This is a genomic window from Candidatus Eisenbacteria bacterium, from assembly GCA_016867715.1.
Taxonomy (GTDB): Bacteria; Orphanbacterota; Orphanbacteria; order Orphanbacterales; family Orphanbacteraceae; genus VGIW01.
The window spans coordinates 1-19,310 of record VGIW01000062.1 but is presented as its reverse complement, the minus strand read 5'-3'; the positions used below and the strand labels follow the sequence as shown (position 1 = coordinate 19,310).

Here is a 19,310-nt window from a genome sequence, read left to right as displayed (position 1 = left end):
AACTCCTGATTTTGCCATTCAGAACGAACGTGTACTGGTAGTTCAGCGGGTCGGTCACGACCGCGCCCGGGTGGATGTTGTCCACGTCCCCGAGGGCAACGTAGACGTTCGGGTTGCTCAGGTTGCGCGGCATCGGGGCCGTGTAGTCGTACCCAAGAAAGTCGCAGAGGAGAAACTGCTCCGCGCTCGCCGCCGGGACCAACAAGGCGATGCATGCGGCCGCCGCTAGGATCGTTTGTACCAACCTCATCGATTCCCTTCCTCCTGTCTGATCGGGTGCCATCTGCGCGTCTTCTTCCGACGCACGAAAAACGTGTAGAACGCCTGGTGGACAGCCTCGGGGGGGGCGTCCCAGTGCCAGCCGGCCACTCCTAACCTGCGCGGTGATTCTAACACAACCGGGGCCGCATTTCAAGCATTCCTAATCGCCCCGAGCCCTCTGGATTTCTCGCCGGCGCCTCCCCTCTCCCCGATCGACCGCCCGTCTATCTTATTGTATTACTGACGATTAGCGGGAAGACGCGGTCGGCGGCCGCCTCGGGGGGAGTCTGCTCACCGAAAGGAGATTCTCCACGGGGATGAAGAGCGCGCCGCCCGGCCGATCGATCCCCGCCCGATCGCCCGCTTCCCGACCCCTCGCAACGCCCCCGGAAGCCCCGGTTTCGAGTCGCGCGGCCGCGAGTCGAGCCGTTCGTGCTACAATCCGCCCTCTCCGGACACGGCTTCGCTTCGGGAGTGCGCGATGAAGACTGCCTTCCTTCGAGGATTCAGCCCCGCGTGGACCGCGCTCGCGGCCGTTCTTCTCCTCACGTCGGCTTCCGCCCTCTGGAAAACCCACCTCTTCGAGGCGAGCCCGAGATACGACCCGCGAACCGACCGCCTTCTCTTCTGGACCGAGTCCGCGTTTCACTATCGCTACGCGAAGATGGCCGCGGAGGGAAGACCGATCCCCGCGATCGACTACCCCGCGCAGATGCCCGAAGGGCTCCGCGCCTTTTCCCATCTCACGATCGGCATGGAGCTCGTCTCCGGAACCCTCTTTCGTGCGATGCGGGCGGCGGGGCTCGCCGACGTCCCCTTCCACGTCTTTCTCGTTCGTTTCGTCTCTTGGTTCTCGAGCCTCTCCGTGGTCGCCGTGTTTCTCGCCGCGCGCGCGGCCGGTCGAAGCTCCCGCATCGGCGTGGCCGCGGCCGCTCTCTACGCGGTCTCCCCCTTGAGCTTCCACCGGCTCATCGGGAACTACGGGCGCGAGGACTTCACGCTTCCCATCCTCTTCTTCTTCGTCGCCTTCTTCTTGCGCGCGCTCGAAGCGGAGAGCGGAGGGAGGCGGTTCGTCGAGGCGAACCTCGCGGGGTTCTTCGCGGCCGCGGCTCTTTCGAGCTGGCATCTCAGCCGTTTCTTCCTCCTCACCTTCTTCCCGGTGGTCCTGATTCATGCCCTTCTCTCAAATGAGAGGAAGAGGCTTCGCGATACCGTTTGGATCGTGACCGGGTGGCAGCTTCTCGCGTCGTTCACGATCCCGGTTCTCATCGAGAAGGAGTCCGCTCTCTCCGCCGGAACGTTTCTCTTTCTCGGCGCTTCCCTCGTCCTCCCGTTCTCGATCCGGCGCGGATGGTCCTCCGCGAGGACGTTCGCCGTTCTCGCGGCCGCCTCTCTCCTTCTCTTCGCAGGCGCGAACTCGCAGCCGAAACAAGCCGAGTACTCGCACGTCGGGCCGCTCATCGCGCACAAGATCCGGCACCTCGGCGTGAAGCCCGAGTCCCCACTAGAGATCCCGTTCGAGGCGCGGGTTCTCTGGTCTCCCCCCTTCAACTCTCCTTCTCCGGCGTTCTTCGCCGCTCAGTTCGGTTTCCTCGCCCCGTGGTTTCTCGCCGGTCTCGCGATCGGTCTTTTCCGAAGCGTGCGCCGAAGGGAGGGCGCGATCGTCTCGCTCTCCTACCTCGCATTCGCCTTCCTCCTCTTGTTCCTTCTCGTCGAGAGGCTTTCGGTGTTCCTCGTCTTCTTCCTCGTCTTGCTCGTCCCGGCTGCGCTCGCGGGGGTTTCGCGGGGGCGGAAGGCCTGGGCGGCGCTATTCGCGGCAGCCCTCGTCGTGCAGGGGGCGGAGAACGTCCGCGGCCCGTCCGCATGGAGCGCGCGAATCGCCCACGCTCTCGCCCCTTCGGGGGAAGATCTCTCGGTCCCCAACTACGGGAACAACCGGAGGCTCGTCGAGTGGATCCGCGCGGCGACCGACCCCGAGGATGTCTTCCTCACGTGGTATCCGACCGGCCCGATGGTGCTCGTCGATGCCGAGCGACCGATCGTGCTTCACTCCAAGTTCGAGTCGGAGAAGCTCCGGGACCGATATCGGTCGTTCTTGTCCGCCCTCTACGGGACCGAACAGAAGATGGCGGACTTCTGCGACAGCCTCGGGGTCGATTATTTTGTGTTTCAAGCGAACTTCACGCTCGACGTCTCCGACGACTCGGAGGTCTATCGAATCGGGCTCGACGCGCTTCCCTCCCGATCGGCCGCCTCTCTCTTCCACTTCTACCCGGAGGACCTTCGGCATTTCGCGCTCGTCTATCAGGACTCGTACTACCGAGTGTTTCGGCGCGGCGCAGCGGGCGGTCCTCCGCCGCACCGCCTGCCGCGCGAGGAGGTTTGGGAAGCGCACCGGCCGCCGCGCGAGGATGCGGCTCTCGACCCGGATCTCGCGCGGAAGATTCTCCGTGGGTTGCGGCTCCGCTTCGCGCTTTACGAGAGCGCGCGGGCGGCGTTCGCATCGGGCGACCGGGCGGAGGCGCGCGGGCGGGCGGAGATGCTGCTCGAGCTCTCTCCCGACGCCGAGGAGGCGCTTCTCCTCGCCGCGCAGATCGAACACCTCGAGGGCCGAAACGAAGAAGCGCTTCGTCTCGTCGATCGCGGCCTCGAGACGCGTCCCGAATCGGCAGAGCTCTGGCTTCTCAAGGGGCGGATTCTCCTCGACCAGAGAAAACCGGTGCGCGCGGGAAAGGCGCTGGCGACCGCTCTTCGATCGAACCCCGATCATCCCGAGGCGCGGGAGATCCTCCGGGCCATCGAGAGCTCGGTTCGGTTCGAGCCGAGCGAGGACTGATCCCGTTCCGATGCGCGCTTCCGAAAGCTCGCGGGCGCCTCAGCGATGCGGAACCGGCGCGCCGGACGGCGGCATGCGGGGAATCGGCGTCCAATCGATCGTTCCGGTCTCCCGATCGACGCCGACCCCGAAGTTCCTATCCTCCCAGTTCGGAGAATCGGGCGGGTCCAGCCACTCCGAATCGTTCGCGAGGTTCGACCAGTAGGTATCGCGTCCTCCGATGTCGAGGAAGAGACCGAGCGACGAGGTGTCGGCGAAGTAGGAGCCGACCCCTCCGCGCGCGCGGAAGCGCTCGTTGTTCTCCGCGTGGCCGGGGCGGGGAACTTCCTTCGTCTCGTAGACGTCGTCGCCTCCCTCGTCGATCAGCATCGCCACGCTCCGGTTAAGCGAACAGCCGAGACCGGTCCGATCGACGGAGTAGAGATCGTCGCCGCCCGCGTCGAGGAGAATCGCGACGGTGAAGTCGTGGCCCATGCCGAGCGAAAGCGTGGAGTTCTCCTCCGCGAGGTGCTTGTCGTCTCCGTTCTCGTCGACGAGAACACCGATGCAGAAGTGCGCGCCGGTCCCTTGCGACCAAGCGACGCCGCGGTACTCGTCGTCCCCTCCCCCGTCGTGCAGAATCCCCGTCCCGAACCAGTAGCCGGTGCCCATCGACCAGTTGCCGGCCGAATAGAAGTCGTTCCCCTCCGCGTCGAGAAGCGCTCCGAGACCGCCGGCCCACGAATGGCCGTCGCTTCCATCGCCGCGGCGGCCGATGCCGCAGCCTTGCGCGTTCGAGACCGCCACGTCGAGTCCGGGGGAGTGATACGACGGCCTGCCGGTGACCGCATGCGAACGAACGGCGACGTAGCGGTCGTTTCCGCCGCGGTCGGCGAGAATGCCGACGCCCGCGGGCCCCCCGAGGCCCTGTCCGTCCGCGTGAAGCGTGTACTCATCGTCCCCCGAGACGTCGAAGAGAAGGCCGATCCCGAAGAAGCCGCATCCTTGGCCGCTTATACGGTTGAAGTATCGATCGTTTCCCGCGAGATCCGCGAGGAGCCCGAGCCCGAACTGCCCGAACCCCTGCGCGTGTCGCTCCGCCTCGTACGTGTCGTTCCCGCCCGCGTCGATCAGGACGCCGACGCCGGCCATCCCCGCTCCTTGCGCCGGGCGCCCTTCGGATCGATAGCGGTCGTCCCCCGCCATGTCGAGAAGAAGACCGAGCGGACGATCGGCCGCCGACGCCGCCGCGCCGCCGGTGTATGTGTCGTTCCCGCCGAGATCGACGAGGAGAAGAGCGCCGTCTCCGTCCACGATGTCGTCGCCGCTCCCGCGCACTCGAATCCATCCCCACGGCGACTCGTAGTCGAAGCGGAAATCGGGGATCGATCGCCGATCGACGACGGCGAGGGCGACACGGGCGTCGTCGAGCGCCTGCACGCACTTCTGGGCCGCGTACCAGAGGCTCGCTTCGTCGAAGACGCGCGCGACGTCGTCGAACTCGGGGCAATAGTCGTACGCGTCGACCGTCTCCGACCCGATGTTCTCGCGCGTCGCGACGAGCGCGCGGTGGCGCGCGTCGACGTTTCGGAAGGCGAGCTCCGCCCACCGATGCGCGTCGATCGCGTTCCGCACGAGGCGGCCCAGGATCGGGCGGACCTCCGCGGGGACGGCGGCCGCTGCCCGTGCGAGCTCCTCCGCGGGCTTCGGATACGGGAGATCCATTCCGAACGTGCGGATCCGCGTCGGCCTCTCCGCCGCGCGGAGAAGATCGAGCAAGGCTTCTTCGAGCGGCGCCTCCTCCGCGATCAGGTTCGCGCTGTAGCCTCGAAAGCCGCCGAACTTCGGATCGATGCCGAGTCGCTGAACCGCCTGAAAGAGCGCGCCGTCCCGCTCCGGTTCCTTCTCGTCGAGACGCGCCGGATCGAGCTTCTCGCGAGCCGCCTCGGCGAGAGCGCGGGTGTACGCCACGGCGTCCAAAGGTTCGCGGAAGAGGGAGTCGAACGCGCGGAGCTTGTAGGGAACCTCCGGATAGCGCGGCCACCACCCCTTCGGCTCCCAACCGAGATCGGCGCGCCGAAGACCGGCGAGAGCGAGCGTTTCATCGAGCGCGTCGGGCGGGCGGGCGATCGACAGCGGCGAGCCGAGTAGAAGAGCAAGCACCGGCAGGAGAGCGTTTCTCATCCGCGATCATGCTCCGTTCGGGCGGGGGGAAGGTCCGCGGCTCCCCTACTTCGGGCCCCGCCGCAGAAGGAAACCCGCGATCGCCGCCGCGACGCCGACGAGGAGCCCTGCGAGCTGGACCTTTCCGATTCCGGCGGAATGCTCGATCCCGATGAAGTCGACGAGGACCGTCGCGAGGAGAAACGCAATGCCGCCGACGATCAGCCCGTTCCCGAAGCTTCTTCGCTCCTCCATTCGCGTTCCTCCCGGCGTCTCATCAGCGCCGGCGCCCGTCGGGCGCGTCCCGAATCGTACACGATCCGACGGAGAGCGCAAGGGATCTTCCCCCCGCACGAAGGTCGCCCGCTGAGGTGTTGTTCACGGCTCGATCGTGGTAGTCTCACGGACGGACCAGCAGAGACTCGCCCCGGGTTTCCGTTCCCGAACGGAAGGAGGTCGCCATGTCCCCCGCGGCAAGACAGATCCAGCTGTCCGTCGATGAACTGCCCCGTGCGTGGTACAACATCATTCCCGATCTTCCCGAGCCTCTCCCGCCGCCCAAGGATCCGGACAAGGGCCCTTCGCGCGTCAAGGATCTCCCGCAGCTTCTCATCGGCGAATGCTTGAAGCAAGAGATGTCCGGAGAGCGTTGGATCGAGATCCCCGAGGGGCTCCGCCAGCTCTACCTCCAGGCGGGACGCCCGCGTCCCCTCTTCCGCGCCCTCAACCTCGAAGCGGAGCTCGGCACGCCGGCGCGCCTTTACTACAAGTCCGAGTTCTACAGCCCGACGGGAAGCCACAAGGTGAACACGGCGATCGCACAAGCGTATTACGCGCGGCGGGAAGGATACGAGCGCCTCACGACCGAGACCGGCGCGGGACAGTGGGGAACGGCGCTCGCCTACGCCTGCGCCCTCGCGGGGCTTCGGTGCACCGTGTACTGGGTGCGTGCCGTCCATCGATGGAAGCAAGCGCGCCTCGGCTTCATGCGGATGCTCGGCGCCGAAGTCTACGCTTCGCCGAGCGACCGGACCGAGGTCGGGGAGAAGCTCTATCGAGAGAACCCGAACCACCCGGGATCGCTCGGCATCGCGATTTCCGAGGGGCTCGAGGACGCCAAGAACGATCCGAAGGCGATCTACTCCCTCGGCTCCGTCCTGAACCACGTTCTCATGCACCAGACGATCATCGGTCTCGAAACGCAGAAGCAGTTCGAGAAGGCGGGAGACCGCCCGGACCTCATGATCTCCTGCCTCGGGGGAGGGAGCAACTTCGGCGGTTTCGTGCTCCCATTCGTTGGGGAGGTCCTCGCGAAGCGGAGCAGGATCCGTTTTCTCGCGGCGCAGAGCCAAGCGGCTCCGAATCTCCAGGGGGAGTACCGCTACAATTTCGCCGACCACGCCGAGATCACGCCTCTTCTCAAGATGTACACGCTCGGCCACACGGCCGAGATGCTGCCGATCAAGGGTGACGGCCTCCGGTATCACGGATGCTCGCCGATTCTGAGCCTTCTCCGGCATCGCGGTCTCATCGACACGATCGCGTACCCGACCGACGAGAAGCACGTCTTTCGAAACGCGCTCGTCTTCATGCGAACCGAGGGGTTTCTCCCCGCTCCCGAGTCGGCATACAGCGTCTGCTGCGCGATCGATGAGGCGCTGGCGTGCAAGAAGACGGGCGAGGAGAAGGTCATTGCCTTCAACGTGAGCGGGCACGGGTTCATGGACATCGAGGGGTATCGCGAGGTCCTCGGGGCGGATGAGATCGCGGGAGAAGGAGCTGCGGCCGGTTCTGCTAAGACCGGGACCGCCCCGACCGACATCTCAATCCTCGGATGCTGAGCCGAGAGACGCCTGCGTTCTTGTCGCGGGAAGCGGGATCGCGCCGAGGGCGGGCCGCCTCAGCCCGAAGGGCCGCCGCGCGCAGGGGCTGCGGCCGGCTCCGGGCCTCCGGCGGCCGCCGCGGCCGCTTCGTCCCGTTCCTTGCGGCGTTCCACGTCGAGCCACTTCCATCCGAGAAGGAGCGCGATCGGAGAGACCATCGTCGAGGCGCCGACGAGGATCCACATGAGCTCGGTGTTCCTCGGCCCCTCCGCCGGACAGAGCCTCGCGAGGAGAATCCCGGTGATCGGACCGGCCGCGACCTTCGCGAAGAACATCGGCGCCTTCGAGTACGCCATGTAGGAAGCCTCGCGCCCCTTGGGCGCGATCGTCGCCGTGTAGTCGTAGAGACGCGGCGAGTAGACCGCTTCGCCGAGAGAGAGGACGACCTGGAAGAGAACGATGAGCCCGATGCTCTCGCCGAGCCCCATGAAGAAGACCGAGAGCGCGCTCACGAACGAGCCGATTAAGATCACCGTGTACGCTCGGTACCGCCCCGTGAGCGCCGTCATCACCGGCACGAGAAAGATGATGATGAACGGGTTGATGCTGTAGAGCTTCCCGGTCCACTCCTTGAGCCCTATCCTTTCCATGTAAAGCGGATAGAGAGAGTGGTTGTACTGGAAGATCATCTTCACGAGAACGAGCAGGAAGATGAACACGATGAAGATCCAGAACCGCTTCTCCTTCGTCACGTCCTTCATGATCGCCCAGGCGGACTCCCTCGGCTTCGGCTCCGGCGCGGGACGAGCCGCCGTCTTCGCGGGAGAAGACGCGCCGCGCGCGCCCTCTTCATCCCGCGAGGGGATGCGGCTCCGGATCAGGAAGACGACGAGAACGAGGGAGACGAGGGTCGCGAGGACGCCCACGAGGAAGACGACCTGGGAAGGCCGTACGAGGAACTCCGCGCCAAGAGCCCGGAACGTCATGACCTCGGTGAAATGGGTGCGGATCGGGTCAAGGGTGATTCCCGCCGCGAGCGACCCGACGTTCATCACGACGTAGTACCAGGAGAAGGCGTACTTCTGCGCCTCGCGGTTCGAGAAGAGCTTCACCGCCGCCGCGAGGAGCGGGATCATGTAGGCGAACCCGACGGAGAGGAAGAAGAGCCCGGGGAAGACCACCCACGCGCTCGTCGTGAAGGTGATCGCGATCCTCCCGACGAGCGCAAGAAGAAGACCGACGATCAGCGCGCGCTTGATTCCGAGCGAATCCGCGATGAAGCCGACGAAGAGCATGAAGAAGGACATCGACGCCGAGAAGATTCCGAAGATCGTGCCCGAGACCGTGTCCGAGAGCCCCATGTCCTGGGTGAGGAAGATCATGAGCATGAGAACCGACGAGAAATAGCAGAGGCTCTCGAGGATCTTGACAAGAAAAGCGATCCAGATCTCGCGAGGACAGCCGAAAAGGCCCTTGAGCCCATACCAGTAGTCGAGCGCAATGGTCTTCAGCGCGCTGTTCGGTTGTTCGGCTCGTGCGTTCATCGTTGAGATTCTTGCGGCGGGCCGCCCCCCGGACCGCCTCCTCCTCGCCGGATTGTAACGAGACTTGCGAACCGAGGGAACCAGAATCGGACACGGGCCGGCCGAGCGGCCTTGCGGCCCCGCCGCGTTTTCGTGCTATCCTTATCCGCGGGGTTTCCCGATTCACTCGGAGGAGAAGGTCATGCCGATTTACGAGTTCCAGTGCCGCGAGTGCAAGAAGAAGTTCCAGATCGTCCGGTCGATCACCGAGTACGATCCGAAGAAGGTGACCTGTCCCAAGTGCAACACCAAGAAGGTGAATCGCGTCTGGAGCGGCGTCAGCGTACGGACCTCCAAGAAGAGCTGATCGCCATCCGCGGCAAGGCACCGGCGCCACGGCCGCACCTCCCCGCCGCGGAACACGGGAGGGCGCGAACCGCCGCGAGATGCGGTCGTTTCCTCGTTGCGGCTCGCTCCCTCCCCTTACTTCTTCTCCAGCAATAGCTTCCGCGTGTATGGGATCAGCCCGCCCGCGTCCACAATCGCTTGGCGCGCCTTCGGCAGGGGATGGACCGCATAGGTCTTCCCGGTCGTCCGGTTCGTCACCGAGTCGAGCCCGATCTCCAGCTCGTCCCCCTCGGAAGCCTCGATCTCCGGGCAGATCACCGTGCGGAGCCCGAGGTTGATCGAGTTCTGGAGGAAGATGCGCGCGAAACCTCTCGCGACGACGACGAGATCCGGTCCCTTGAGGCATGAAGCAGCCTGCTCGCGCGACGAGCCGCACCCGAAGTTCTGTCCGGCCACGATCACGCTCCCCGGCTCGATCTTCTTCTCGCGGATCATCCGGTTGATCTCCGGGAAATCCGCGAACGCGTGCTGCGGCGTCTCCGACGGGAGAACCGTCGCCATGAAGCGCCCCGGATAGATCGTATCGGTGGAAACGTCGTCGCCGATCTTGAAGACGACCTTCGCCATGTTCCTACCCAACCTTTCTCGGATCGGTGATCGCGCCGGTCACCGACGACGCCGCGGCCGTCGCGGGCGAACAGAGATAGACCTCCGCGTTCGGGTTTCCCATCCGGCCCTTGAAGTTCCGGTTGGTCGTCGAGAGCGCGACCTCTCCGTCTCCGAGCGCTCCCTGGTGCACGCCGAGGCAGCAGCCGCATCCGGGGTTCACGATGACCGCTCCCGAATCGACCAAGCTCTCGAGAATCCCCTCCTTCAGCGCGCGCTTGTAGATCCGCCACGACGCGGGAAAGACGAGCATCCGAACGCCCTTCGCGATCTTCTTCCCGCGGAGGATGCGCGCGGCTGTCTCGAGATCGTCGAACCTTCCGTTCGTGCACGAACCGATCACGATCTGATCGACCTTGGTTCCGGCGACCTCCTGGATCGGCTTCACGTGGTCCACCGTGTGCGGGCAGGCGACCTGCGGCGCGAGGGCGCCCACGTCGACGGCGACCTCCTCGGCGTACGACGCGTCCCGATCCGGGGCGACCCGGTCGAAAGGCCCCGAGAGGCCTGCTTCCTCGCGAAGATAGCGCTCGGTCTCTTCGTCGGCCGGGACGATCCCCGACGTCGCGCCCGCCTCCACCGTCATGTTGCAGATGGTGATCCGCCCCGACATCGGCAAGCTCCGGATGGCGTCCCCGTGAAACTCGATCACGCGGTAGTTCGCCCCCTCCGCGGTCAGCTTGCCGATCAGATAGAGGATGAGATCCTTCGGCCCGACGCCTTCCGGAAAGCGCCCCCCGACCGTCACCCGGATCGTTCCGGGCACCTCGACGTTCAGCACGCGCCCTAGAGTCCAGACGGCGGCCATCTCGGTCGCGCCGATCCCGAACGAGAAGGCGCCGAGCGCGCCGTGGCTCGTCGTGTGGCTGTCCGTGCCGACCACCACGCTCCCCGGACGGATGTAGCCGTTCTCGGGAAGGACTTGATGGCAGATTCCCCCCTCGTCCCCGCGCACGTCGTGGAAGTTCGGAATCCCCTGCTTCCGGACGAAATCGCGGATCTTCTTCTGGTTTGTCGCGGTCTTCGCGCTCTCCGCCGGAACGCGGTGATCGAAGATGATGACGATCTTGGAGGGGTCCCACACTTCCGGCGCGCGGCCCGTCTCCTTGAACACCTCGTTGAATTGATTGATCACGAGCGCCGCGTTCTCGTGCGACATCGCGATGTCCACGCGGGGCTCGACCACATCCCCCACCAACACGTCCCGCCGGCCCGACGCCCCGGCGAGGATTTTCTGGACAACCGTCATTCCCATCGACACACCTCTCGACCTTTCTTGTATCAAGCAGTCCGGTCGACCGCGAGATTCCATCCTCGCCGGAAAGCAAGGCGCCCCGGCCGTCCGCTAGGAGGAAACGGCATCCGCGCCCGCCGATCCTGGGAAAGCCCGGCGCGACGGCGTCTCCGGGCCCCTATGCTACCACGGGTTCGGCTCGCCGCGAAGAGGGCTCGGCGGTCGAGCGCCCCGATCGCCCGGCCCGGTCATCTCCGGGATCCCGCGGACTCCAAGACCGCCGGCTCGGGCACGATCGCGTACCGCGCCGCCCGTTCCTCGCACGGATTGCCGTGGTAGAGGGTCATTCCGGGAACGCTCGAATCGAACAGACCGGCGCCGAGCGTGACCCCTCGAACCTTCCCCTCCGGGTGGCGGCACGGGCCGTACGGCCCTCCCTCGTGCAGAGAGAGAAGAGCCATGAAATCCGCGGCGGTCGCCGGAACCCGCTCCTCCCTCACCGCGCGCGTGAGCACTTCCCAGCGGGTCCGCGTGGACACATCGATTCTATCAAAAGGCCGATCCCCTTCCGGGTCGCCTCCTCCCATCGCCGGATGGACGAAGTGGTTCGTGTGAAGAAAGAAGCCCTCGACCTCGATCACGTCGTGAAAGGGGCGCGGGTGGGCGACGGTTTCGATGGAGAAAAGGCGCCCCTCGGCGAGAGAGCCGAGATTGTGGTGCCACGAGAAGGCGCGCGGCTCGACCGTCGCAAGCGCGACCGCCTCGTCCAGACTCGCCGCCTCGAGAATCGACCTCCCGACGAAATAGCGCGGAACGCCGTCCGCCACCGCGTGCGGTTCCACGAAGTTCGTCGTCTGCACGATCCCGGCGTCGTTGAAGCCCGGACCGTTGCCGGGGATGAGGCCCGGATACACGAACGTGACGAAGGTTCGCCCGCTCGGCGCGGAGACCCGGGCCACGATCATCCGTCCGACCTCGAGATCGTCGCCGTCCTCGTTGTGGGCGAGGATGAAGCGCCCGCCCCCGGCGAGGGCGAGCGTCGAGCAGCCCGGAGAACAGGCGAGCGCCTCGATCTCCGATCGGCACTGGTAGGCGAAGAAGACGGCGAACGGGATCTCCAGCGCCTCGGCCATCCCTTCCGCCTCCTCCACGAGATGGGGGAAGACCGAACGCGCGCGCTCGAACATCGCATCGAGGCGCTTCTCGCCGCCGCCGCTCGCGTACTCGCGGCATCGCGCGAACGTCTTCGAGTATCGATAGAACTCACGGATCGATTCCTTCATGGCTAAACCGAGTTGATAGCCGATCTCCCCGTAGGAACCCTCCGCCTCGACGAGAGGATAGCCTTCCGCCGGAACATCGAGGATTCCCCGGCGGGCTGCGGTCCCGCACCCGAGCGGCGGGAGAAGAACAAGCCCCGCTCCCCCCGCGAGAGCGGCTCCCAGGAACTCGCGCCTCGTCCATCTTCTCATCGTGCACCTCCGCTACCGCCGACCTCCCGACGTCTCCGCGCCCGGCGGGTGCTCGGAGTGCCCGCGTCCGAATCCCGCGCGCGAGACCGCATGGGGCTCCATTCTCTCAAGAAAGGGACCGCCGCGACGAGCATCGAATGACGCAAACGATCGGAGGGCGGACCCGGTCGATCGGCTGGTGGAAAAGACCTACTTCATCTCGGCGCAGCGGAAGACCTGGACTTCGCGTCCGTCCCGCAGAGGGACCGGCGCCTCCATGATCGCGCGGATATCGCTTGGAGTGACAAGAGAGGGATTGTACGTGAAGACCGCCTTGTGCTCGGTCGCGAACGTCTCGATCGACGCGATCCCCGGCCGGTCTTCGTACAGCTTCATGAAGAACCCCGCCGTCCCCTTGCACTTCAGCCCCTCGACCGTGCAGACGAGCGTCTCGCTCCCTTCGCCGCCGAAGCTCGCCTGGGCGGTCGGTTGCGTGAAGGAGGTCCGAAGCGCGTAGCCCCCGAAGAGCGCGGCGATCACGAAGACGGGCAGGAAGAAGCGCGGTACGTTCATCGTTCGACCTACAACGTGGCCCGGAGGGTCAGCGATCCCTTCGCGGGGCAAGCATCGATGCACTCGAGACAATTCGTGCAGTCTCGGCTCCGAACCGCATCCGCATCTTGGGGACGGATGTCGTGAGGGCACGCGGCGCCGCAATCCCCGCAGGCTGTGCAGAGATCGCGGTTCCTCACGATCTTAACGAAACCCAGGCGGCTGAAGGGGTCGAGCGTCGCCCCCAACGGACAGAGATACCGGCAGAAGAACATCGGCACGGCGAGCGATCCGAGGACGAGCGCGCCGAGCGTCGCGTAGGTGATCCAGCCGAGCGTTCCGTGCCCGAAACCCGAAAAGATGATATAGAAAGGATCGAAGCCCCTGAGAACGAGCTCTCCCAGGCGATAGGTGAAGTAGAGGGAAACGACGAGCGCGACATAGCGGAGGAGCTTCAGCCGTTCGTTCAGCCGCGGGCCGGGACGCCGCGCCCCCTTGCGGATGAGGCCGCTCAGCCTCGCGGCCGCCTCGCTGAGGAATCCGATCGGGCAGGCCCAGCCGCAGAACGCCTTCTTCGCGAGGAGCGCGAGGCCGAGAACCGCGAGAAACATGGAGAGATTGAGCGGGCCGAGGGCGCAGGTGAACTCCTGGGTCCGGAAGAGACCCCAGAGCGCCTCCATCCCGCCGAAAGGACAATAGGCCTCGAAGGAGCGGCTCCCGAACCCGAGCGCAAGGTAGATCACCGAGGCGAGAACCGTGCCGAGCAGTCCGTATCGTAGAACACGCGTCTTCATCGGTCTCCGGCGGGACGAGCCCGCATGAACTCGGGGTTGACTCGCGGCGAACGGGGGATGCCGCCGCCTTTCCCGGAGATTCTACCCGAAGCCGCGCTCCGCGTCCAGCCGGAAACGGAGCGCGTTCGGTCTTGCCGAGACGATGAGCGAAGAAGCTCGTCCCGCAGGTCCGCGTGCATGGAGAAGCCGGCGGAGGTCGAGTCCGGAGCCTCCAGGAACGCGAAGGGGGCGCTCGAGCCGTTCGAAAGAAACAAATGGCAGAGCGTGCAATCGTACGGGATCGGCCGTTCGTACGGACATCGACGCGCCGTGGCAGTCAATGCAAGTCATATTGTGCATCGCATGCTTGGGTATGAACCATCATATGTAGAGACCCGGCGACTTCTCCTTGTGACGGGTCATGCACTTCCCGGCCGCGGAGGCCCGGGCGCCGAGCGTTCCGCTCACTTCTCCTTCGGCTCCTCGAACGGTTTGCCGAGAACGTGATGATCGAACCAGGCGATGTCCCACTCGACCTTCGCCTTTCGATGCGTGTACTTCCCGAGACCGTGCCCTTGCCCCGGATAGACGATAAGCTCCGACGGAATCTCGAGGTAGAAATCGAGCCCGCGGAAGAGGGCCCGCGAGTGCGCCGCCGGCACGCGCGAGTCCGCCGCGCCCACGTGAATCAGTGTCGGCGTCCTCGTCTTGTCGAGACGCCAGAGAGGGGAAGCCTTCAGGTATGCCTCGGGTTTCTCCCAAGGGAGACCCTCCATGTAGTTGATCACGTGGCCGGGCGTGTCCTCGATCCCCCACTGGAGCGACATATCGAGAACTCCCGCGCCGCTCGAGGCGGCCTTGAACCGATCGGTCTCGGTGATGATGCAGTTCGCGAGGAAGCCTCCGTTGCTCCATCCGGACACCGCCATCTTCTCCGGATCGGCGATGCCCCGCTCGATGAGCCAATCGACGCCCTTCAGGACGTCCTCGACCTCGATCGCGCATTCGGCTCCGATGAGATCGGTCATGAACTTGTCGCCGTAGCCGGTCGATCCGCGGTAGTTCGGAGCGAAGACCGCCCATCCGAGCGAGGGCCAAAGACCGCGCCCGTAGATCCAATACTCGAAATAGTACTTGTCCGCGTCGGTCGGCCCTCCGTGGAGCGCGACATGAAGCGGGAGCTTCGTGCCCGGCTGGTAGTCGTGCGGAAGCTCGAGAATCCCCTCGACCGTGTCCCCGCGCGCGCCCGCCCACTTCACGATCTCGATCTTGGGGAGCTTCCACGTGTCCACCTGCGGGTTGATGCGCGTGATCCGCTCGAGCTTCGGCCTGCCGCGTGTCGAGGTGAGGAAGATGTCGTTCGGCTGCGTCACGTCCCCGAGGGCGGCCGCGAGAAGAGCTCCGTCGGGGGAGATGTGAAAGCTCTTCGCGACCCATTCGCCGGGGGTGAGGATGTCGAACCGTCCCTGGCCGCCGCGCCGCACGTCGCGGATGCAGGCGACGCGAACGCGCGCCTTCTCCTCCGCCATGAGGCAGAGATCGCTCGAGGTACCGATCCACTGGAGCGTCCCGCCCCCGCCCAACGAGAACTCGCCCGGGCGAGCGAGGCGCTGCGCGAACACATCGCCGCTTCCAAAGTGCGCGACCAGAATCTCCGAGGGATAGCCGTCGAAATCGACATGGAAGGCGAGCTTCGATCCGTCGGCGGACCACGCGAGCCCTCCGAGCCAGCCGTATGGAGAGGGAGCTTCCTCCCGCCAGAGCTCGTCGGGAATCGTGATCGTCTCGCGCGTCTTCCGATTCCAGACATCCACCCGCGAAAGGCCCTCGTTCGTGATCAGCTCCTCGGTGGGAGTCGTGATCATCGCGATCCGTCCCCCGTCCGGCGAGACGGCGAACTCGCGGATCACCCGATTCTCGTCAACCAGCTTCTCGGTCCTCCATGTTTCCAAATCGAGCGCCCAAAGTTCGCTGTAGTTCATGACCCCCTTGCCGTACTCGAGGTCATCGAACTTCTCCTTCATCTCTTTCCAGGGATCGTCGACCTCCTCGCTCGACCGGGCGTAGTAGAGAGTCCGCCCGTCCCGCGAGAGCGCGTAGCCGTCCACGCCGTCTTTGAAGCGCGTGACCGGGACCGGCTCGCCCCCCTCGACGGAGACTTTCCAAACCTGGGTCTTGCCGTTGGACGGAGGAAGCTCGTCCTCCTTGCCGCGCGCGCTGGTGAAGTGAAGCCAGCGTCCGTCGGAGCTCCATTCGGGGCTGCCGTCGTTCCCCGGGTGGAACGTCACGCGGCTCATCGCGCGGGTCGCGATGTTCACGATCCAGAGGTCGGTGTGGCGGGTGTCCGCGTCGAGATCCCAACGGAGATCGGCGAAGGCGATGTGCCGTCCGTCCGGAGAGATCTTGCAATCGGAAACGAACCCCTGGGTGAAGTAGTCCTCGACCGTGATGTCGTGCGTTCTCGCTTCCGGGGCGGCCGCCGAGGCGGAAACGGCGGCGAGGGCGGACACGAGAATTGAGAGACGAATGATTGACCGTGCAATCGAACGATTCCGCATGGATCTTCCCCCGATAGGTTGCGTTCCGAAATAAGCAGCTTTCGCGGCGGCTCCGGCGAACGGGCCGGAGCGGCTTCCTCGAGTGGCCGCAGGGTTCCCCTCTTTCCCAAGATACCGCGCGCCGACTGGGACCTCGAAACGAAAAAGAAGGGGGCGCCATAACGGATTGCGAAAAAACGCGATACAAGGCGCGCCGCGGACGAGCGAGGATCGGTTGAGCGTCGCAGGGGGGCTTCGGTCGTCCGCCGGTCCGCTTTAGATGCGCCGAGAAGGGAGACGGCGGACCAAGCCCTCCGCGCGGCCCCTGCGCCCGCGGCAGGCCGAGAGGCGGCCGGGATGGCAGAAGACCCGAGCGAGGAGGAAGCCTGCGGCGAAACCGCCGACGTGCGCCCAGAAAGCCACGCCGCCCGCCCCGCGGTCGAGCGACCCGGCGATCAACTGCAAGAGGAACCAGTACCCGAGCATGAAGAAAGCGGGAACCACGATGCGCGCGGGGATGAACCCGAAGAGCACGAGAAGATGAACGGGAGCTCTCGGATAGAAGACGAGGTAGGCTCCCATCACCCCGCCGATCGCGCCCGACGCGCCGACCATCGGCAGGACGCTGGACGGATCGGAGAGAATCTGGGCGGCCACCGCCGCGATCCCGGAGAGCACGTAGAAGAACACGAAGCGGATCGAGCCCATCGCGTCCTCGACGTTGTCCCCGAAGACCGAGAGGAACCACATGTTTCCGATCAGGTGAAACCACCCGCCGTGCATGAACATCGAGGTGAGCACCGTCCACCAATTCGCCCTTCCGTCGAGGATCGCGACCATCTCCTCTCCGGCGGGCACCTCGAGACCTTCCGGCACGCGCCCGAGGAGCTCTCCCGGAATGACCCCGAACTTCCAGACCGACTGGATCAGCGCGGGGGTCGTCCCCATCTTCTGAACGAAGATCCAAACGACCGCGTTCGCCGCGACAAGCGCGAACGTCGCGATCGAATGATGCAGCGTCGGGTTTTCGTCGCGGAGGGGAAACACGCTCGATTCCTTCCGTTCGGAGAACGCGCCTCGCCGCTCGCGGCGGCAAGCGCGTTCGATCTTACCATGATCGCCGTTCGCGCGGCGCGGGGCCGCGCCCAGGAATCAGGGACGCGCGCCGCCGGTCCGGTGGTAGAATTCGGCGAGATGAAGGGGGCGTTCTTCTTCCTCGCTCAGCGTTCGTCCCCGCAAAGGAGGTTGAGTCATGAAACGACTCGTTCTTCCCATTCTGATCGCGCTCTTCGCGGCCGGTCTTCTCGCCGCGTTCCTCGTGGAACGGAAGGAACATCGGGCGACGCGCCTCCTTTACGATTCCACGAGCGCATCGAGGGACTCCCTCCGCACGAGCTACGAAGCCGCGCTCGAAGCGATCGTCGAGATCCAGGACAGCCTCATCGCGATCCTTCCGAGCGAGGCTCAGGTGATGCGCCTTTCGCGCACCGTCGAGGCGAGGAGTTCCCTCACGGAAGCGGGCCGCCGACAGATCTTGGAGAGGATCTCGGACCTTAACGAGGGGATCCGGATCGGCAAACGGATGATTCGTGATCTCGAGGATCGTCTCAAAGAGAGCGAGGGGCGGGTCGCGGGGCTGGAGAAGCTCGTGGAGAACCTCAAGCGCTCGATCGAGCAGCGCGAGGAAGTGATCGCCTTCCTAACCGCACGGGTCGATTCGCTCCGGATGCGCGTGGGCGAGCTGGAAAGCGACGTCGCCGAGGGCGAGCGGCGGATCGCGGAGCAGGAGCGCGTCATCGACGAACGGAACCGGGAGCTTGCCACGATTCACTACGTCATCGACAACAAGAAGAACTTGAAGCGCCTCGGAATCGTCCAGGAGACCGGCGGGATCCTCGGGCTGGGGAAGTCCGTGCGCCTCTCCGGAACGCAGGACCCGAGACACTTCAAACCGTTCGATACGGACAGAAACAGGACTCTCTTCATCACGGGGCGCAACCCGGTCGTCCTCAGCGGTCAGAATCGCGCGAGCTACAAACTGGTCCCTGCCGACGGGGAGAGAACCGGGCTTCACATCTTGAACCCGCTGGAGTTCCGAAAAGTCCGCTACTTGGTGATTCAGACGGACTGATCTCGAGCCGTTCGTCCGGGTGGGGGCCGTCGCTACAGCGTTTGCGCCACGACGCGGAAGTGATGGCCGTAAATCGCGAGCGCGGCCGCGAGCCCGAACGCCTTCGGATGGTGGGCGAGCGCGTGTCCGAGGAAGCGCCAATACGCCGCGCGCCCCGAATGAAGAACGCCGAGATGCCACAGCGATCGGAAGAAGGCGTGCACCTCGCGCCACCCGATCGGAACCGAAGGACCGGACAACTTGCATTCTCGGAGCAGAATGCGGGCTCGCTCGTAGTACGTCTCGGGTTCGTAGAGCCTCCGCATGAGATCGCGATACCCGGAAAGAAGCTCCTCGCGCCCGAGCTTCGTGACGAAGTTGCACGCGCATTTGGTGTTGTTTCCGTCCGACTCGTCGAGCAGCCGCCCTTCCGACGCGAGCCGCCGATAGAGTCTCGTTCCCGGAAGCGCATTGAGCAGCCCGACCATCGCCGTCACCACGCCGGCCTTCTGAATGAAGTCGAACTGGCGCTGGAAGACATCCTCGGTGTCCCCGTCGAACCCGATGATGAAGCCGCCCATCACCTCGAGCCCCGCGGCATGGATCTTCCGAACAGAGTCCGCCAGGTCGCGCCGCACGTTCTGGAGTTTGTTGCACGAGCGAAGGTTCTCGACATCGGGCGTCTCGATCCCGACGAAGACCTTCGTGAAGCCTGCCTTCACCATCAAGCTCATCATTTCCGGCTCGTCGGCCAGGTTGACGGACGCCTCGGTGAGGAAGTCGACGCGAGCGCCCGTCCTCTCGCGCCACTCGATCATCCTCCGGAGCAGCTCCTTGACGCGCGGTTTGTGGCCGAGGAAGTTGTCGTCGACAAGGAAGACGGGGCCTTTCCAACCGGCCGTGCGGAGGGCCTCCAACTCGCGAATGGCCTGATCCGCGGTCTTTGTCCTCGGGACGCGTCCGTTCAAGAGGACCACGTCGCAGAACTCGCAGTCGAAGGGGCAGCCCCGGCAGAACTGAACCGACATGCACGCGTAGTCCTTGAAGTCGAGAA

The 19,310-nt window shown here is 65.2% G+C and carries 16 protein-coding genes; 4 read left to right on the top strand and 12 right to left on the bottom strand.

Annotated features, from left to right (window positions below; translation table 11 throughout):
- On the bottom strand, positions 1–250 hold a 250-nt coding region (locus tag FJY73_10340), incomplete at its 3' end, for a hypothetical protein (GenBank protein MBM3321062.1).
- Positions 251–742: 492 nt separating this feature from the next.
- Here FJY73_10340 and FJY73_10335 point away from each other — a divergent pair.
- The gene (locus FJY73_10335; protein ID MBM3321061.1) at positions 743–3,097 is read left to right on the top strand and encodes a tetratricopeptide repeat protein; all 2,355 of its coding nucleotides are present in this window, start codon (positions 743–745) and stop codon (positions 3,095–3,097) included.
- Between the two features lie 39 nt (positions 3,098–3,136).
- Here FJY73_10335 and FJY73_10330 read toward each other — a convergent pair whose 3' ends face one another.
- Both FJY73_10330 and FJY73_10325 read right to left on the bottom strand, forming a co-directional pair.
- Entirely contained in the window at positions 3,137–5,260 is a 2,124-nt protein-coding gene (locus FJY73_10330) for a hypothetical protein (protein ID MBM3321060.1), read from the bottom strand.
- Positions 5,261–5,305: 45 nt separating this feature from the next.
- On the bottom strand, positions 5,306–5,494 hold the full coding sequence (locus FJY73_10325; protein ID MBM3321059.1) for a hypothetical protein: 189 nt from the start codon (positions 5,492–5,494) through the stop codon (positions 5,306–5,308).
- A gap of 206 nt (positions 5,495–5,700) precedes the next feature.
- Between FJY73_10325 and FJY73_10320 the strand changes: the two genes are divergently transcribed.
- Positions 5,701–7,080 carry a TrpB-like pyridoxal phosphate-dependent enzyme gene (locus FJY73_10320; GenBank protein MBM3321058.1) on the top strand — a complete coding sequence of 460 codons (1,380 nt, stop codon included), beginning with the start codon at positions 5,701–5,703 and terminating at the stop codon, positions 7,078–7,080.
- Between the two features lie 59 nt (positions 7,081–7,139).
- On the opposite strand, the gene FJY73_10315 is transcribed toward FJY73_10320, so the two are convergent.
- Positions 7,140–8,606 carry an MFS transporter gene (locus tag FJY73_10315; protein ID MBM3321057.1) on the bottom strand — a complete coding sequence of 489 codons (1,467 nt, stop codon included), beginning with the start codon at positions 8,604–8,606 and terminating at the stop codon, positions 7,140–7,142.
- Positions 8,607–8,787: 181 nt separating this feature from the next.
- Here FJY73_10315 and FJY73_10310 point away from each other — a divergent pair, with 181 nt between their 5' ends.
- Entirely contained in the window at positions 8,788–8,952 is a 165-nt protein-coding gene (locus FJY73_10310; protein MBM3321056.1) for a zinc ribbon domain-containing protein, read from the top strand.
- A 116-nt stretch (positions 8,953–9,068) separates the two neighbouring features.
- Here the strand turns inward: FJY73_10310 and FJY73_10305 are convergent, their stop codons facing one another.
- The 7 genes from FJY73_10305 to FJY73_10275 form a co-directional block, all read right to left on the bottom strand.
- Positions 9,069–9,560 (bottom strand): 3-isopropylmalate dehydratase, encoded by a 492-nt coding sequence (locus tag FJY73_10305; GenBank protein ID MBM3321055.1) that lies wholly within the window; start codon positions 9,558–9,560, stop codon positions 9,069–9,071.
- Between the two features lie 4 nt (positions 9,561–9,564).
- A complete protein-coding gene (locus FJY73_10300) occupies positions 9,565–10,854 on the bottom strand; it encodes a 3-isopropylmalate dehydratase large subunit (GenBank protein ID MBM3321054.1) in 1,290 nt (429 codons plus the stop codon).
- Positions 10,855–11,081: 227 nt separating this feature from the next.
- Entirely contained in the window at positions 11,082–12,305 is a 1,224-nt protein-coding gene (locus FJY73_10295) for a hypothetical protein (protein ID MBM3321053.1), read from the bottom strand.
- Between the two features lie 189 nt (positions 12,306–12,494).
- Positions 12,495–12,857: a cation transporter gene (locus FJY73_10290; GenBank protein MBM3321052.1), complete on the bottom strand. Its 363-nt coding sequence runs from the start codon at positions 12,855–12,857 to the stop codon at positions 12,495–12,497.
- Positions 12,858–12,865: 8 nt separating this feature from the next.
- The gene (locus FJY73_10285; GenBank protein MBM3321051.1) at positions 12,866–13,630 is read right to left on the bottom strand and encodes a 4Fe-4S binding protein; all 765 of its coding nucleotides are present in this window, start codon (positions 13,628–13,630) and stop codon (positions 12,866–12,868) included.
- A gap of 443 nt (positions 13,631–14,073) precedes the next feature.
- Positions 14,074–16,167: a S9 family peptidase gene (locus FJY73_10280; GenBank protein MBM3321050.1), complete on the bottom strand. Its 2,094-nt coding sequence runs from the start codon at positions 16,165–16,167 to the stop codon at positions 14,074–14,076.
- A gap of 255 nt (positions 16,168–16,422) precedes the next feature.
- Complete coding sequence (locus FJY73_10275) at positions 16,423–17,094, bottom strand: rhomboid family intramembrane serine protease (protein ID MBM3321049.1); 672 nt, start codon at positions 17,092–17,094, stop codon at positions 16,423–16,425.
- Positions 17,095–17,398: 304 nt separating this feature from the next.
- On the opposite strand from FJY73_10275, the gene FJY73_10270 reads away from it, so the two are divergent.
- Positions 17,399–18,277, top strand: coding sequence for a hypothetical protein (locus FJY73_10270; GenBank protein ID MBM3321048.1), 879 nt, complete (start codon positions 17,399–17,401; stop codon positions 18,275–18,277).
- 32 nt (positions 18,278–18,309) lie between these two features.
- Here the strand turns inward: FJY73_10270 and FJY73_10265 are convergent.
- The coding region (locus FJY73_10265; protein ID MBM3321047.1) for a DUF4070 domain-containing protein at positions 18,310–19,310 on the bottom strand (1,001 nt) is incomplete at its 5' end.

What these genes read in the sequence shown, in the direction of transcription:
- FJY73_10300 (MBM3321054.1), bottom strand. Translation starts at nt 10,854, where the DNA reads ATGGGAATGACGGTTGTCCAGAAAATCCTCGCCGGGGCGTCGGGCCGG.
- FJY73_10305 (MBM3321055.1), bottom strand. Translation starts at nt 9,560, where the DNA reads ATGGCGAAGGTCGTCTTCAAGATCGGCGACGACGTTTCCACCGATACG.
- FJY73_10320 (MBM3321058.1), top strand. Translation starts at nt 5,701, where the DNA reads ATGTCCCCCGCGGCAAGACAGATCCAGCTGTCCGTCGATGAACTGCCC.
- FJY73_10285 (MBM3321051.1), bottom strand. Translation starts at nt 13,630, where the DNA reads ATGAAGACGCGTGTTCTACGATACGGACTGCTCGGCACGGTTCTCGCC.
- FJY73_10335 (MBM3321061.1), top strand. Translation starts at nt 743, where the DNA reads ATGAAGACTGCCTTCCTTCGAGGATTCAGCCCCGCGTGGACCGCGCTC.
- FJY73_10310 (MBM3321056.1), top strand. Translation starts at nt 8,788, where the DNA reads ATGCCGATTTACGAGTTCCAGTGCCGCGAGTGCAAGAAGAAGTTCCAG.
- FJY73_10270 (MBM3321048.1), top strand. Translation starts at nt 17,399, where the DNA reads ATGAAACGACTCGTTCTTCCCATTCTGATCGCGCTCTTCGCGGCCGGT.
- FJY73_10280 (MBM3321050.1), bottom strand. Translation starts at nt 16,167, where the DNA reads ATGCGGAATCGTTCGATTGCACGGTCAATCATTCGTCTCTCAATTCTC.
- FJY73_10315 (MBM3321057.1), bottom strand. Translation starts at nt 8,606, where the DNA reads ATGAACGCACGAGCCGAACAACCGAACAGCGCGCTGAAGACCATTGCG.
- FJY73_10330 (MBM3321060.1), bottom strand. Translation starts at nt 5,260, where the DNA reads ATGAGAAACGCTCTCCTGCCGGTGCTTGCTCTTCTACTCGGCTCGCCG.
- FJY73_10275 (MBM3321049.1), bottom strand. Translation starts at nt 17,094, where the DNA reads ATGGGGACGACCCCCGCGCTGATCCAGTCGGTCTGGAAGTTCGGGGTC.
- FJY73_10295 (MBM3321053.1), bottom strand. Translation starts at nt 12,305, where the DNA reads ATGAGAAGATGGACGAGGCGCGAGTTCCTGGGAGCCGCTCTCGCGGGG.
- FJY73_10325 (MBM3321059.1), bottom strand. Translation starts at nt 5,494, where the DNA reads ATGGAGGAGCGAAGAAGCTTCGGGAACGGGCTGATCGTCGGCGGCATT.
- FJY73_10290 (MBM3321052.1), bottom strand. Translation starts at nt 12,857, where the DNA reads ATGAACGTACCGCGCTTCTTCCTGCCCGTCTTCGTGATCGCCGCGCTC.